At 66.5% G+C, this 14,774-nt stretch carries 13 protein-coding genes and 1 pseudogene; 11 read left to right on the top strand and 3 right to left on the bottom strand.

Going from position 1 to position 14,774, the window contains the following annotated elements:
* Nucleotides 1-423 (top strand): annotated as a pseudogene (locus A5648_RS09805) (hypothetical protein); the annotation flags it as partial.
* A gap of 45 nt (nucleotides 424-468) precedes the next feature.
* Here the strand turns inward: A5648_RS09805 and A5648_RS09800 are convergent.
* The 3 genes from A5648_RS09800 to A5648_RS09790 form a co-directional block, all read right to left on the bottom strand.
* Complete coding sequence (locus tag A5648_RS09800; protein WP_065024354.1) at nucleotides 469-651, bottom strand: hypothetical protein; 183 nt, start codon at nucleotides 649-651, stop codon at nucleotides 469-471.
* A 12-nt stretch (nucleotides 652-663) separates the two neighbouring features.
* The gene (locus A5648_RS09795; protein WP_065024353.1) at nucleotides 664-2,148 is read right to left on the bottom strand and encodes an amino acid permease; all 1,485 of its coding nucleotides are present in this window, start codon (nucleotides 2,146-2,148) and stop codon (nucleotides 664-666) included.
* 229 nt (nucleotides 2,149-2,377) lie between these two features.
* On the bottom strand, nucleotides 2,378-2,866 hold the full coding sequence (locus tag A5648_RS09790; RefSeq protein WP_065024352.1) for a winged helix-turn-helix transcriptional regulator: 489 nt from the start codon (nucleotides 2,864-2,866) through the stop codon (nucleotides 2,378-2,380).
* Between the two features lie 94 nt (nucleotides 2,867-2,960).
* Between A5648_RS09790 and A5648_RS09785 the strand changes: the two genes are divergently transcribed.
* The 10 genes from A5648_RS09785 (at nucleotide 2,961) to A5648_RS09740 (ending at nucleotide 14,756) form a co-directional block, all read left to right on the top strand.
* Nucleotides 2,961-4,148, top strand: a complete 1,188-nt coding sequence (locus A5648_RS09785) for a thiolase family protein (RefSeq protein ID WP_065024366.1) — start codon at nucleotides 2,961-2,963, stop codon at nucleotides 4,146-4,148.
* A 12-nt stretch (nucleotides 4,149-4,160) separates the two neighbouring features.
* Nucleotides 4,161-7,754 carry a carboxylic acid reductase gene (car, locus tag A5648_RS09780; protein WP_065024351.1) on the top strand — a complete coding sequence of 1,198 codons (3,594 nt, stop codon included), beginning with the start codon at nucleotides 4,161-4,163 and terminating at the stop codon, nucleotides 7,752-7,754.
* Complete coding sequence (locus A5648_RS09775; protein WP_065024350.1) at nucleotides 7,747-8,724, top strand: nitrilase-related carbon-nitrogen hydrolase; 978 nt, start codon at nucleotides 7,747-7,749, stop codon at nucleotides 8,722-8,724. Before car ends, A5648_RS09775 begins: the two co-directional genes overlap by 8 nt.
* On the top strand, nucleotides 8,693-9,211 hold the full coding sequence (locus tag A5648_RS09770; protein ID WP_065024349.1) for a DUF302 domain-containing protein: 519 nt from the start codon (nucleotides 8,693-8,695) through the stop codon (nucleotides 9,209-9,211). Before A5648_RS09775 ends, A5648_RS09770 begins: the two co-directional genes overlap by 32 nt.
* A complete protein-coding gene (locus A5648_RS09765) occupies nucleotides 9,208-9,819 on the top strand; it encodes an NAD-dependent epimerase/dehydratase family protein (protein ID WP_065024348.1) in 612 nt (203 codons plus the stop codon). Before A5648_RS09770 ends, A5648_RS09765 begins: the two co-directional genes overlap by 4 nt.
* A gap of 103 nt (nucleotides 9,820-9,922) precedes the next feature.
* Entirely contained in the window at nucleotides 9,923-10,528 is a 606-nt protein-coding gene (locus tag A5648_RS09760) for a methyltransferase family protein (protein ID WP_065024347.1), read from the top strand.
* Between the two features lie 152 nt (nucleotides 10,529-10,680).
* Nucleotides 10,681-12,543, top strand: coding sequence for a molecular chaperone DnaK (dnaK, locus tag A5648_RS09755; protein WP_065024346.1), 1,863 nt, complete (start codon nucleotides 10,681-10,683; stop codon nucleotides 12,541-12,543).
* Complete coding sequence (gene grpE, locus A5648_RS09750; RefSeq protein ID WP_065024345.1) at nucleotides 12,540-13,169, top strand: nucleotide exchange factor GrpE; 630 nt, start codon at nucleotides 12,540-12,542, stop codon at nucleotides 13,167-13,169. Before dnaK ends, grpE begins: the two co-directional genes overlap by 4 nt.
* Nucleotides 13,170-13,191: 22 nt before the next feature.
* On the top strand, nucleotides 13,192-14,388 hold the full coding sequence (gene dnaJ / locus A5648_RS09745; RefSeq protein ID WP_065024344.1) for a molecular chaperone DnaJ: 1,197 nt from the start codon (nucleotides 13,192-13,194) through the stop codon (nucleotides 14,386-14,388).
* Nucleotides 14,385-14,756, top strand: coding sequence for a heat shock protein transcriptional repressor HspR (locus tag A5648_RS09740; protein ID WP_065024365.1), 372 nt, complete (start codon nucleotides 14,385-14,387; stop codon nucleotides 14,754-14,756). The genes dnaJ and A5648_RS09740 overlap by 4 nt, the downstream gene beginning before the upstream one ends.
* Nucleotides 14,757-14,774 lie beyond the last annotated feature (18 nt).

Raw genomic sequence — 14,774 nt, 5'->3', positions numbered from 1 at the left:
TATCCTCCCAATACCCCGACCCCGTCCAAACCGCCCCCCTCAGGCACCACAAAAGTGCCCGCCGGCGTCGTCCCCTTGGCGCCCGACGAGAACGGTTACGTCTTCATTGAGACGAAGTCGGGCAGGACCCGCTGCCAGATCTCGACGCCGCAAGTCGACTGCGAGGCGGAGTTCACCAACACCCCGCTCAAGGACGGCCAACACGCCAACGGCGTCAGCGTCGGTACCGACGGCACCGTGCGATGGGTGCTGGGAAACCTGGGCGACATCCCGGTCGTCACCATCGACTACCTGACCTACCAGGCGCAGGAGCGCGGCGGCCAGCGTCAGCCGTCCGCCGATCGCCGCCGTTCTCGTCCGATCCGGTACCCGCAATTGATCCCCCGCCGACATAGATTGACGCCCAGCCTACGCACCGTGTGACGCAAGTGGCAGCAGTGACTCGCGGTTTGCCTGACCGGCTGCCGGTCAGGACAGGTCGCGGAACGCCAACGCGCCGCCGGCCACCGCCGTGACCGCGGCGAGGCCATAACCGAGCGCCGACCACCAGCCGGCGTGCAGATAGGCGGTGATAGCCACAATCGCGATGGCGCAGAACACCAGCGCCATCCCGTAAAGCGGCGGCTTGTCGGCATATCGATTGCGGGCCATATCTTTTCGGCCTTACTGCTCGTCGGTTTCCGCCGGTGCCATGACCGCGGGCGGTTTCTCGGGATCGGCGGGTGCGAGCGCGGCCGCGGCCATGACCCGCCCGCGAACCAAATACCAGCCGATGACCAGTGCCGGTGCGCCGATCAGCACCGCGGCACGGATCCAGGTGCCGTACTCGGGGTCGAACAGCATCAGGGCGAACACGGCGGCCAGGAACAGCAGCGTGACGTAACCGCTGTACGGAGCCAGCGGCATCCGGAACCCCGGTCGTTGCAGCTCTCCGGTTTTGGTCAACCTGAAGAACCGCAGTTGGCAGGCCACGATCGTGGACCACGCGGCCACCACACCCACCGCGGCGATGTTGAGCACGATTTCGAAGGCGTGCTCGGGTATCACCGCATTGAGCGCGACCCCGAACAGACCGATCGTTCCGGTCAGCAGAATCCCGCCGTAGGGCACGCCGTTTCGCGACAACGGTGCGGTGAACTTCGGCCCGCTGCCGTTGACCGCCATCGACCGCAGGATCCGACCGGTGGAGTACAACCCGGCGTTGAGGCTGGAGAACGCCGCGGTCAGCACCACCAGGTTCATCAGACCGCCGGCCCCGGCGAAACCGATCTTGGAGAAGAACGTGACGAAGGGGCTCTCGCCATGCCGGTAGGCGGTGTAGGGCAGCAACAGAGCCAGCAGCACCACGGAGCCGATGTAGAAGATCGCGATGCGGGCCACCACCGAGTTGATCGCACGCGGCATGACCTTCTCCGGCTCGGGGGTCTCGCCGGCGGCGGTCCCGACCAGCTCGACCGCGGCATAGGAGAACACCACACCCGAGGTGACCAGGACCAACGGCAGCAGTCCGGTCGGGAGGAACCCGCCGTTGTCGCCCCACAGGTGCAGGCCGGTGTCTTGTCCGTCGACCTGGAAGCGCCCCCCTAAAAAGACGGTCCCGACGACCAGGAACGTCATCAGCGCCACCACCTTGATCAGCGCCGCCCAGAACTCCAGCTCGCCGAAGAGCTTCACCGAGATGAGGTTCATCGCCACCACCGCCACCAGCGCGGTCAGCGCCAACACCCACTGCGGGACCACGTGGAAGGCGCCCCAGTAGTGGAAGTAGGTCGCGATCGCGGTGGTGTCGACGATGCCGGTCATCGACCAGTTCAGGAAATACAGCCAGCCCGCGACGAAAGCCGTTTTCTCCCCGAAGAATTCGCGCGCGTAGGAGACGAAAGAACCTGATGTCGGCCGGTGCAGCACGAGTTCGCCGAGCGCCCGCAGGATGAAGAACACAAAGACGCCGCAGATGCCGTAGATCAGAAACAGGCTGGGCCCGGCCTCGTGGAGCCGTCGTCCTGCTCCCAAGAACAGCCCGGTTCCGATCGCGCCGCCGATGGCGATCATCTGCACTTGTCGGGGGGCCAGGCCCTTGTGATAACCCTCGTCTTCGCGGGCCAGCACAGCGGCAGGCGCCAGGTGAGGGTCGGGTGCGTGTGGCATTGCGCGGTTACTGTCCCTGTCGTCGTGAAGTCCGTGCCATGGTGTCAGAGGCTCCCGCGGGTAGCCAGCCGTGGGCCGATCCCGGTGGGCCACCAGAACCACGGACCCAGCACCCGGGCGAGTGGCAGCACGATTGCCCCCTCAGCGGGCCGGGAAAAACAGCGTGGAAACATTTTCGCACCAGACCCCCGGTCCCACCGGATAACCGATGTTGTGGCACCGGCCCCGGTCAAGCGGTCTCGTGGCGGTTTTCGCTCCGGTCGGCCAAGCCGAGTTCGTCGGGCGGCACCGGGTGGCCTTCGGTGCAGCGGATTTCGACCGCCGAGTCGGCCCCGCAGCCCAGATGCGTCAGGCGTAGCCGGGCGCGGTTCGGCAGGTGACGTTGGCCCCACTGGAACATCGCCCACACCACCGGCATGAAATCGATGCCGGCTTCGGTCAGGACGTATTCGTCGCGGCTGCGCTGGCCCGGCTCACGGTAGGGCCGCCGGGCCAGTAACCCGAGGTCGACGAGCTCGGCCAGCCGTGTCGCGGTAGCGGCTTTGGTGATGCCTACTCGTTGGGCGAAATCGTCGAACCTGGTGGTGCCGTAGTAGGCCTCGCGCATGACCAGCATCGCGGACTTGGTGCCGACCACAGCCATGGTTCTTTCGACCGGGCACTCGCCGATCGCCGACCAGCTCTCGCGGTCTGCCAGCGGCCCCTGCAGGAAATTCATCTCAGCTCACCTCCCCATCTGGGTTGACTCTACTATACCCAGGGTGTATAGCTGAGTATAGAGAACAATACTTAGCTAGCCGGGAGGGTCCATGATGGCCAAATATCAAGGTCGCGACGCCGTGATCGTCGGCGCCGTTCGCACCCCGATCGGCAAGGGCAAGCCCGGTGGCGCATTGCACGACGTCCTGCCCGCCGACCTGCTGGCCCACAGCCTGCGCGAAGTGGTCCGACGCGCCGGCATCGACCCGGTCGACATCGACGACGTGATCGCCGGAGCCGTCACCCAGGTGGGCGATCAGGCCGTCAACATCGGGCGCAACGCCCTGTTGGGCGCCGGATTCCCCGAATCGGTTCCCGGCACCACCATCGACCGGCAATGCGGGAGCAGCCAGCAGGCCATCAGCTTCGCCGCCCAGGGCGTGGTGGCCGGCGCCTACGACGTCGTCATCGCGGCCGGAGTGGAGTCGATGAGCCGTGTCCCGATGGGCTCCTCGGTTCTGCCCGGCGCCAACCCCTTCGGCCACGGTCTGGCACGTCGCTACCCGGACGGCCTGGTGTCGCAGGGCATCAGCGCCGAGCTGATCGCCGCCCGGTGGGGTTTCTCCCGCGCCGAACTCGACGAGTTCTCCGCGGCCAGCCACGAAAAGGCGGCGACGGCCACCAAAGACGGGCTCTTCGACGACGAGCTCGCTCCGCTCGCCGGGCTGAGTACCGACGAGGCCATCCGGCCCGGCACCACCGTCGAGACGCTGTCAGCGCTGCGGCCCGCGTTCTACGACGAGGCAGTGCAAGCGCGCTTCCCGCAAATCAATTGGGAGATCACCGCCGGAAACTCGTCGCCGCTCTCCGATGGCAGCGCAGCGGTGCTGATCGCCAGCGGCGAAGCCGCCGAGAAGATGGGTCTGCGGCCACTCGCACGCATCCACACCGCCACCATCGTCGGCTCGGATCCGCTCTACATGCTCACCGGGGTGATTCCGGCCACCGAGAAGGTCTTGCGCCGGGCCGGGATGAGGCTGTCAGACATCGACGTGTTCGAGGTCAACGAGGCCTTTGCTCCGGTGGTGCTGGCCTGGGCGAAGGAAACCGGTGCCGATCTGGCGAAGACGAACGTCAACGGCGGCGCTATCGCCATCGGGCATCCGTTGGGGGCCAGCGGTGCACGCCTCATGACAACTCTTGTCAACACCTTGCAGCGCAGCGGAAAACGCTACGGACTGCAGACGATGTGCGAGGGCGGCGGCATGGCCAACGCCACCATCATCGAACGCCTCGGCTAGGAGGGCTCCGCCATGACCACCGAACGGATCGGCACCCGCGCCGAGCGACTGACAGATCGCATCGCCGGCTTCTACGCCGCCGACGCCCAATTTCAAGCGGCGCAACCGAACCCCGACATCATCGCGGCGGCGCGCCGGCCCGGCCTGCGGCTCGCCCAGGTGTTGCAGACCTTGGTCGACGGCTATGGGGACCGCCCGGCGGTGGGCCAGCGCGCCCGTGAGGTGGTGACCGATTCCGCGACGGGCCGCACGACTGCGCGCCTGTTGCCTCGGTTCGAGACGATCAGCTATCGCGAGCTGTGGGGGCGGGCGGGGGCGATCGCCGCCTCCTGGCGGCACCACCGCAGCTATCCGCTCGGCCCCGGCGATTTCGTGGCCACCATCGGTTTCGCCAGCCCGGACTATCTGGCGATCGATCTTGCTTGCGCCTATCTCGGCCTGGTATCGGTTCCGTTGCAGCACACCGCCTCCGCATCGCAACTCGCCTCGATCATCGCCGAGGTGCAGCCGTCGGTGGTCGCGGTGGGCACCGCCTACCTGGAGCTCGCGCTGGAGTCCGCGTTGGACAGTGCGTCGCTGCGACACCTGTTGGTCTTCGACCACCAACCGGAACTCGACGCGCACCGGGAGGCGCTGGCACGGGCTCGCGAGCGCGTCAGCGGCGCCGGGGTGCCGGTTGTCGTCGAGACGCTGGACGAGGTAGTACAGCGTGGACGCGCACTGCCGCCCGAACCGCTCTACAACGCCGACACCGACGAGCGGCTGGCGATGATTCTCTACACCTCGGGAAGTACAGGTGCCCCGAAGGGCGCCATGCATTCCGAACGGACGCTCACGCGATTGTGGACGGCATCGGCAACGTTTCTTTCGTCGTCGGAGACACCGGTGTTCAACGTCAACTTCATGCCGCTCAATCACCTTGGCGGCCGGCTGCCGCTGGTGTCGTCGTTCATGGCCGGCGGTACCAGCTATTTCGTCCCCGACCCTGACCTGTCGACGCTGTTCGAGGACTGGTCACTGGTGCGCCCCACCGAGCTTCCGCTGGTACCAAGGGTGATCGACATGCTGTATCAGCGTCACCGCAGCGCAGTGGCCGGACTGATCGCCGGCGGCGCCACTCCCGAAGCCGCGGAGGCCGAAGCGGCGGCAGAGCTGCGCGAGGGACTGCTGGGCGGCCGGCTCCTGGGCGGGTTCGTCGGCACGGCACCGCTGGCTCCGGCAATGGCGTCGTTTCTCGATTCCGCACTGGACATACACCTGTCTGACGGCTACGGCTTGACCGAGGTCGGCGGTGTCAGCCGGGATGGCACCGTCCTTCGCCCCCCGGTGCTCGCCTACAAGCTCGTCGACGTTCCTGAGCTCGGGTACTTCACCACCGACCGGCCATACCCGCGCGGTGAGCTGCTGATCAAGTCGGCAACCGCGACGATGGGCTATTTCAAACGTCCCGAAGTCACCGCCGAGGTCTTCGACGACGACGGCTATTACCGCACCGGTGATGTGATGGCCGAGTTGGCACCGGACCGGTTGGCCTACGTCGATCGCAGCCGAAACGTCCTCAAGCTTGCGCAGGGCGAGTTCGTCGCGGTGGCGCGCTTGGACGCGGTTTTCGCTGCGGCGCCCGGGGTGAGCCAGATCTACGTCTACGGCAACAGTGCACGCGCATACCTGCTTGCGGTGATCGTTCCGACGCCGCAGGCCCGTGCGGAATTCGCCGACGACGCCGCCGCGTTGAAGTCCATGCTTCGGGATTCGCTGCGGCAGTCCGCAAGATCGGCGGAGCTGCAATCTTACGAAGTTCCCGTCGACTTTCTCATCGAGACGCAGCCGTTCACCGCCGCCAACGGGCTCGTTTCCGGTGTCGGAAAACTGTTGCGGCCCAAGCTCAAGGCGCACTTCGGACAGCGGCTTGAGCAGCTTTACGCCGATATCGACCTGGCTCAGGCCGACGAACTGCGTGCGCTGCGCAACTCCGCGACGGACCAGCCGGTACTCGAGATCGTGCGCCGGGCCGCGGTTGCGGTACTCGGTTCCGCAGGCGCCGAAGTCGACGCGAACGCTCATTTCACCGATCTTGGTGGCGATTCGCTGTCTGCCCTGACCTTCTCGGAGCTGCTTCAGGAAGTCTTTGGGGCGGACGTACCCGTGGGAGTCATCATCAGCCCCACGTCAACGCTCGCCCGGCTTGCCGACCACATCGCGGCTCAACGCGGGTCGGCATCAACACGTGCCACTGCCGCCACGGTGCACGGGCCGGGTGCCGCCGTCTTGCGGGCGAGCGATCTGACGCTGGACAAGTTCATCGATGCCACGACGTTGGCCAAGGCCGGGACGCTTCCGCGCGTCACCGGCGAACCGCGTACCGTCCTGCTCACCGGAGCCAACGGTTATCTCGGCCGGTTCATCGCCTTGCACTGGCTGGAAAGGCTGTCGCGGACCGGCGGGACCCTGATCTGCATCGTGCGGGCCAGCGATGACGCGGCGGCGTGGGTGCGCCTTGAGCAGATGTTCGACAGCGGTGACGCAACGCTGAGGCGGCGCTATCGTTCACTGGCCGCCGAGCATCTCGAGGTCATTGCCGGCGACATCGGCGAGCCCGACCTCGGGCTGGACGCGGCCGTTTGGAATCGGCTGGGACGCAGCGTGGATCTGATCGTGCATGCCGCCGCCCTGGTCAACCACGTACTGCCCTACGAGCAATTGTTCGGCCCGAACGTCGTCGGCACCGCGGAGTTGATCCGGCTGGCGATCACCACCCGGATCAAGCCGATCACGTTCCTGTCGACGGTGGCGGTTGCCATGACGGTGGACCCGGCCGACTTCACCGAGGACGGTGACATCCGTCAGGTCAGCCCCGTCCGATCGATCGCCGACGGTTACGCCAGCGGCTACGGCAACAGCAAGTGGGCCGGGGAGGTGTTGTTGCGTCAGGCTTTTGATCACTGCACGCTGCCGGTGACAGTCTTCCGATCGGACATGATTCTCGCCCACCGTCGATACCCGGGACAGCTCAACGTCCCCGACGCATTCACCCGGCTGGTCTTCAGCCTGCTGGTGACCGGTCTCGCTCCACGCTCCTTCTACGAAACCGGGCCCTCCGGTGACCGGCCGCGCGCGCACTACAGCGGCTTGCCGGTCGATTTCGTCGCCGAGGCGATCGCGGTCCTCGGCGCTCGGGGCAGTGGAGGGTTCCGCTCCTTCGACGTGATGAACCCGCACGACGACGGTATCTCGTTGGACACCTTCGTCGATTGGCTCGTCGGTGCCGGCCATCCGATCGAGCGCCTCGATGACTACGACGCATGGTTGGCACGTTTCGAAACGGCGTTGCGGGCGCTTCCCGAAAGGCAGCGCCGGCACAGCGTGCTACCGCTGCTGGACGCTTACCGGAAACCGCAGCAACCGCTGCGCGGTGCCCCGGCTCCGACGGCGGCCTTCCGCGCCGCGGTGCGAGCCGCACAGGTCGGTGACGACAAAGACATTCCGCAGCTGTCGTCGGAACTGGTTGCAAAGTACGTCGCCGATCTGGAACACCTCGGCGTGCTCTCGGACTGGCGCCCCAATATCGGTTTGGACGCAAGAGGAAAGAAGGTTGGCAATGAGTGAGATTCGAGCTGCCGCCGTGCAGATCAGCCCGGTGCTCTACAGCCGGGAAGGGACCGTCGAGCGGGTGATCGCCAAGATCGAGAAGTTGTCGCGCCACGGTGTGCGGTTCGCGGTCTTCCCCGAAACGGTGATCCCGTATTACCCCTACTTCTCGTTCGTGCAGCGTCCGTTCGAGATGCGTCCGCAACACCTCACATTGATGGAGCAGGCCGTGACGATCCCGTCACCGGAGATCGATGCGATCAGCGCGGCGGCCCGACAGGCCGAAATGGTGGTCTCGATAGGTGTCACCGAGCGCGACGGCGGCTCGCTGTACAACACGCAGTTGCTGTTCGACGCCGACGGGAGCCTGCTGCAACGCCGTCGCAAGATCATGCCGACATATCACGAACGGATGATCTGGGGACAGGGCGACGGCACCGGACTGCGTGCTGTGGACAGCGCGGTCGGGCGCGTCGGCCAGCTGGCCTGCTGGGAGCACTACATCCCGCTGGCCCGCCATGCGCTGATCGCCGACGGCGAGCAGATCCACTCGGCCATGTGGCCGGGATCGTTCGCCGGCGAACTGTTCACCCGCCAGATCGAGACCAGCGTGCGCAATCACGCACTCGAATCGGCCGCTTTCGTCGTCAACGCCACCGCCTGGCTCGATGCCGACCAACAGGCCCGGATCATGGCCGACACCGGGTGCCCGGTCGGCCCGATCTCGGACGGGTGCTTCACCGCGATCGTCAATCCGCACGGCGAGCTGCTGGGGGAGCCACTGCTCGTCGGCGAGGGCGAGGTCATCGCCGACCTGGACTTCTCGGTGATCGATGCCCGGAAGTCGCAGATGGACGCCGCCGGTCACTACAGCCGGCCGGATCTGCTGAGCCTGCTGGCGGACCGCACCCCGCATGCACAAGTTCGGGACCGCTTCGAAGGATCCACCGAAGCCGATGTCGAGGAGGTGGACCGTGTCGCAGTCTGATCCGCGCGAGATCCGGTTCTCCGGAGCCAGGGTGTGCTACGAGAGCACGAAGAGCTACGACGAATTGGTGGCCGCGTTGTTCTCCGAAGTCGGCGACCGGCCGGTTCCGATCGACGACATCGCGAAGGACTTCGCCGGCTGGGAGTCGTATCGCGATCAGGTCCAAACTCACGTCGGTCCTGGCGGATTCATGTTGTTCACGGTCTTCGATCACGGCGGCTGGATCGCCAAGGTCGGCATCGACCGGAAAGCGTTGCGCGTCATTATCGGTAACCCGCTGATCGCGATAACGATGTTGCGCCACGACGTGACCGCGGGGTTGTTTGCACCGGTGGAGTTGCTGCTGGTCGGTGAGGACAACGGCAGCAGTCTGACCTACGTCAAGCCGTCGTCATTGATGGTCGTCGAGCCCAATCCTGAGCTGCAGGCGGCCGCCGCGGAGCTTGACGTCAAGCTGGCCGCGCTGGCCGCGAAGGTCACGGCATGACGGCCGGTGGCTCCGCAGCGGGACGGCGCATCTTCTTTGCGGGTGCTTCGGGTGTGATCGGTGCTCGCCTGGTGCCTCTGCTGATCGACGCCGGCCACACCGTCGGCGCCATGACGAGATCGGCAGGGAAAGCCGATCGGCTGGCCGCGCTGGGGGCACAACCGATCGTCTGCGACGTCTTCGACCGACCGGCGCTGACCCGGGCCGTCCGTTCTTTTGCGCCCGACGTGCTCCTGCATGAGCTGACCGACCTTCCCGACGACTTGGCGGACCTGCCCGCGGAGTCACTGGTCAATGCCCGGATACGAGCCGAGGGCACCCGCAACCTCATCGAGGCGTTGGACATCTCGCGCCCGGCGAAGGTGATCGCCCAAAGCGTCGCGTGGACGATGCAGCCCGGCCGAGAAGCCGACGCGGTCGCCTCCCTCGAGGAGGCCGTGTTGGCCGCCGAGGGAGTGGTGCTGCGCTACGGGCTGTTCTACGGACCCGGCACCTACTATCCGGGCGAACTCCCGCCGGCGCCGCGGGTGCACATCGACACCGCCGTCGCGGTCACCCTCAAAGCGCTCGATGCGGCGCCGGGGGTGATGACGGTCGTCGACAGCTAAGCGGTGCATGTCGCGGGACGGCTCGCTGTATTGCTGATATTGCAACACATGCATATATTGCCGGTGATCGTCATACCGTCCGAACCGGCAGGAGTCCTCGATCATGGCCGTCATCGCGATAGTGCTCTATGTCGTCTTCGCCGCGCTCGGTTTCGGCTGGCGGAGCTGGGTGCAGTACCGCCGCACCGGCAGTTCCGGATTTCGCGGCGTGAGCGGGCGCCTCGGTTCACTGGAATGGCTCGCCGGCGCCGGGTTCGTGATCGCCCTGATCGCCGGCATCGCGGCCCCGGTGCTGCAGCTTGCCGGTGCGGTCTCGCCGGTCTCGGTGCTGCAGCTGCCCTGGCTGCAGGGGGTGGGGACGGTGCTGGCCCTCGTCGGCATCGCGGCGACGGTGTACAGCCAGCTCGACATGGGCGACTCCTGGCGCATCGGTGTCGACGCCGGGGAGACCACCACCCTGGTCCGACACGGCGTGTTCGCGCGGGTGCGCAATCCCATCTTCGCCGCCATGTTGGCCTTTGCTGCCGGCATCGCCTTGATGGCGCCCAACCCGCTGGCGCTGAGCGCGTTCTGCGTGCTGCTGGGAACGATCGAGCTGCAGGTCCGCGTTGTCGAGGAGCCCTATCTGGAGGGCGTCCACGGCGACGCTTACCGCCGGTACCTGCAGACGGTGGGGCGTTTCCTGCCTGTTATCGGCCGCGTCGGCTGAGCTGTGGAACAAAACCGCGAGCCCGCCCGTTGAGCACATCGACAAGTTGAGTCACCAGTACTCAAGTCTGGGTTGACAGCGGGACCGCCAGAAGAGCATCCTTGAGCGCAGTCCACTCAGACTCGGTAAACGTCTATAGGGAGGAAACCACAATGGCTCGTGCGGTCGGAATCGACCTCGGGACCACCAACTCGTGTGTCTCGGTGCTGGAGGGCGGCGATCCCGTCGTCGTAGCCAACTCGGAGGGCTCGCGTACTACCCCGTCGGTCGTCGCGTTCGCCCGTAACGGCGAAGTGCTGGTCGGCCAGCCCGCCAAGAACCAGGCGGTCACCAACGTCGACCGCACCATCCGCTCGGTCAAGCGCCACATGGGCACCGACTGGAAGGTCGAAATCGACGGCAAGGACTACACCGCGCAAGAGATCAGCGCCCGCGTGCTGATGAAGCTCAAGCGCGACGCGGAGGCCTACCTCGGTGAGGACATCACCGACGCGGTCATCACCGTGCCCGCCTACTTCAACGACGCCCAGCGTCAGTCCACCAAGGAAGCCGGCCAGATCGCCGGGCTGAACGTGCTGCGCATCGTCAACGAGCCGACCGCGGCCGCGCTGGCCTATGGCCTGGACAAGGGCCAGAAGGAACAGACCATCCTGGTGTTCGACCTCGGTGGCGGCACCTTCGACGTCTCGCTGCTGGAAATCGGCGAGGGCGTGGTCGAGGTCCGGGCCACCTCCGGCGACAACCACCTCGGTGGCGACGACTGGGACGACCGCGTCGTCGAATGGCTGGTCGACAAGTTCAAGGGCACCTCGGGCATCGACCTGACCAAGGACAAGATGGCGATGCAGCGGCTGCGTGAAGCGGCCGAGAAGGCCAAGATCGAGCTGTCGAGCTCGCAGAGCACCTCGATCAACCTGCCCTACATCACTGTCGACGCCGACAAGAACCCGCTGTTCCTCGACGAGCAGCTGACCCGCTCGGAGTTCCAGAAGATCACCCAGGATCTGCTGGACCGCACCCGCAAGCCGTTCCAGTCGGTGATCAAGGACGCCGGCATCTCGGTGTCGGAGATCGACCACGTGGTGCTGGTGGGTGGTTCCACCCGGATGCCCGCGGTGACCGATCTGGTCAAGGAGCTGACCGGCGGCCAGGAGCCCAACAAGGGTGTCAACCCCGACGAGGTGGTGGCCGTGGGTGCCGCGCTGCAGGCCGGCGTGCTCAAGGGTGAGGTGAAAGACGTTCTGCTGCTTGACGTCACCCCGCTGAGCCTCGGTATCGAGACCAAGGGCGGCGTGATGACCAAGCTGATCGAGCGCAACACCACCATCCCGACCAAGCGCAGTGAGACCTTCACCACCGCCGACGACAACCAGCCGTCGGTGCAGATCCAGGTCTTCCAGGGTGAGCGCGAGATCGCCTCGCACAACAAGCTGCTCGGCTCCTTCGAGCTGACCGGTATCCCGCCGGCGCCGCGCGGTGTCCCGCAGATCGAGGTCACCTTCGACATCGACGCCAACGGCATCGTGCACGTCACTGCCAAGGACAAGGGCACCGGCAAGGAGAACACGATCAAGATCCAGGAGGGCTCCGGCCTGTCCCAGGAGGAGATCGACCGGATGATCAAGGACGCCGAGGCGCACGCCGACGAGGACCGCAAGCGTCGCGAAGAGGCCGACGTGCGCAACCAGGCCGAGTCGCTGGTCTACCAGACCGAGAAGTTCGTCACCGAGCAGCGTGACGCCGAGGGCGGCTCCAAGGTCCCCGAGGACACCCTGGCCAAGGTCGACGCCGCGATCGGCGAGGCCAAGAAGGCGCTGGAGGGCACCGACATCGGCGCCATCAAGTCGGCGATGGAGAAGCTGGGCGTCGAGTCGCAGGCGCTGGGCCAGGCGATCTACGAGGCCACGCAGGCCGAGCAGGGCGCCGCTGGAGGAGAAGGCGCAGCGGGCGGTGCGTCCGCCGGTGCTGATGACGTCGTGGACGCCGAAGTAGTCGATGACGGTGATGTCAAGTGAGCGAAGGCGATTCACGCGAACCGACCCCGGAGACCATCACCGTAACCGACAAGCGGCGTATTGACCCCGAAACCGGTGAGGTGCGCGCGAGTTCCGCCGGGCCGGCCCCAAGTGGGCCGGCACCGGCGGAGCCGGCCGCTGATGCCGGCGAGGCCGCCGAGGTCGACCAGGTTGCGGAGCTGACCGCGGATCTGCAGCGGGTGCAGGCCGATTTCGCCAACTACCGCAAGCGGGCGGCCCGCGACCAGCAGGGTGTCGCCGACCGGGCCAAGGCCTCGGTGGTGACCGAACTGCTGCCGATCCTCGACGATCTGGATCGTGCCCGTAGCCACGGCGACCTGAAATCCGGGCCGCTGAAAGCATTGGCGGACAAGCTGACCGGTGTGCTCAGCGGGCTGGGCTTGGCGGCGTTCGGTGCCGAAGGCGAAGAATTCGACCCGCTTTTGCACGAGGCCGTGCAACATGAAGGTGACGGAACCCATTCGGTGATCGGCACCGTCATGCGGCAGGGCTACAAACTCGGCGAGCAGGTGCTGCGCCACGCGATGGTCGGGGTGATAGACACCGTCCCCGGCGACGAGACCGGCGACGCTGTCGTTGACGGTGACACTGCTGACGAGAATTGATCAGGTAAGGAGGTGACGCATCATGGCTCAGCGTGAATGGGTCGAAAAGGACTTCTACAAGGAGTTGGGCGTCTCCTCCGACGCCGGCGAGAAAGAGATCAAGAGCGCCTACCGCAAGCTGGCCTCCGAACTGCATCCGGACAAGAACCCGAACAACCCGGCTGCCGCGGAGCGATTCAAGGCGGTGTCCGAGGCCTACAGCGTGCTGTCCGATGAGGCCAAGCGCAAGGAGTACGACGAGACCCGCCGGCTGTTCGCCGGTGGCGGTTTCGGGCGGCGCTTCAACGGCGGAGGCGGTTTCGGCGGCGGCAACTTCGATCGGTTCTCCACCGGCGGCGACGGCAACGAGTTCAACCTCAACGACCTGTTCGGTGCGGCCGGGCAGACCGGCGGGGCGAACATCGGTGACCTGTTCGGAGGCCTGTTCGGCCGCGGTGCGCAGCAGCGGCCCAGCCGGCCTCGGCGCGGAAATGACCTCGAGACCGACTCCGAGCTGAGTTTTCTGGAGGCCACCAAGGGCGTGGAGATGCCGTTGCGGCTGACCAGCGCCGCGCCGTGCACCAACTGCCATGGCAGTGGCGCCCGGCCGGGCACCAGCCCCAAAGTCTGCGTCGCCTGCAACGGCTCCGGGGTGATCAGCAGCAACCAGGGCGCCTTCGGCTTCTCCGAGCCGTGCACCGACTGCCGTGGCAGTGGTTCGATCATCGAGCATCCGTGCTCGGAGTGCAGGGGAACCGGGCGGGCGGCCCGCACTCGCACCATCAACGTGCGGATTCCGCCGGGAGTCGAAGACGGCCAACGGATTCGGCTGGCCGGCCAGGGCGAGGCGGGGTTGCGCGGTGCGCCGTCGGGCGACCTGTATGTGACGGTCCGGGTGCGTCCGGACAAGGTCTTCGGCCGTGACGGCGACGACCTGACCGTCACCATCCCGGTCAGTTTCTCCGAACTCGCCTTGGGCACCACGCTTTCGGTGCCGACGCTGGAGGGCAAGGTCGGTGTGCGGGTGCCCAAGGGAACCGCCGACGGGCGGATCCTGCGGGTGCGCGGGCGCGGGGTGCCCAAGCGCAGCGGCGGCAACGGCGACCTGCTGGTCAAAGTGAAGGTCGCGGTGCCGCCGAACCTGGACGGTCAAGCGCAGGAAGCGCTCGAGGCGTATGCGGCAGCGGAGCGATCCGCCGGGTTCGACCCGCGGGCCGGATGGGCGGGCAACCGGTCATGAGCAAATCGGACAATGCCCGCACCTTCCTGATCTCGGTGGCTGCCGAGCTGGCCGGTATGCACGCGCAGACGCTGCGGACCTATGACCGGATCGGTCTGGTCAGCCCGCGCCGCAGCTCCGGCGGCGGGCGACGCTACTCCGAGCGGGACGTCGACATGCTGCGCGAGGTACAGCGGCTCTCCCACGACGAGGGCGTCAACCTGGCCGGAATCAAACGGATCATCGAGCTGACCAACCAGGTCGAGGCGCTGCAGTCGCGGGTCAAGGAGATGGCGGCCGAGCTGGAGATGTTGCGCGCCAACCAGCGTCGCGAGATCGCGGTGGTGCCCAAGAGCACCGCAGTGGTGGTCTGGCAGCCGCGTAAGTGATTTCTTCCGCGCGAGCAG

It is taken from the genome of Mycolicibacter sinensis (assembly GCF_001673565.1).
Classification (GTDB): Bacteria; Actinomycetota; Actinomycetes; order Mycobacteriales; family Mycobacteriaceae; genus Mycobacterium; species Mycobacterium sinense_C.
Note: the sequence above shows the minus strand (reverse complement) of the source record. Positions and strands in the feature narration are given on the sequence as shown.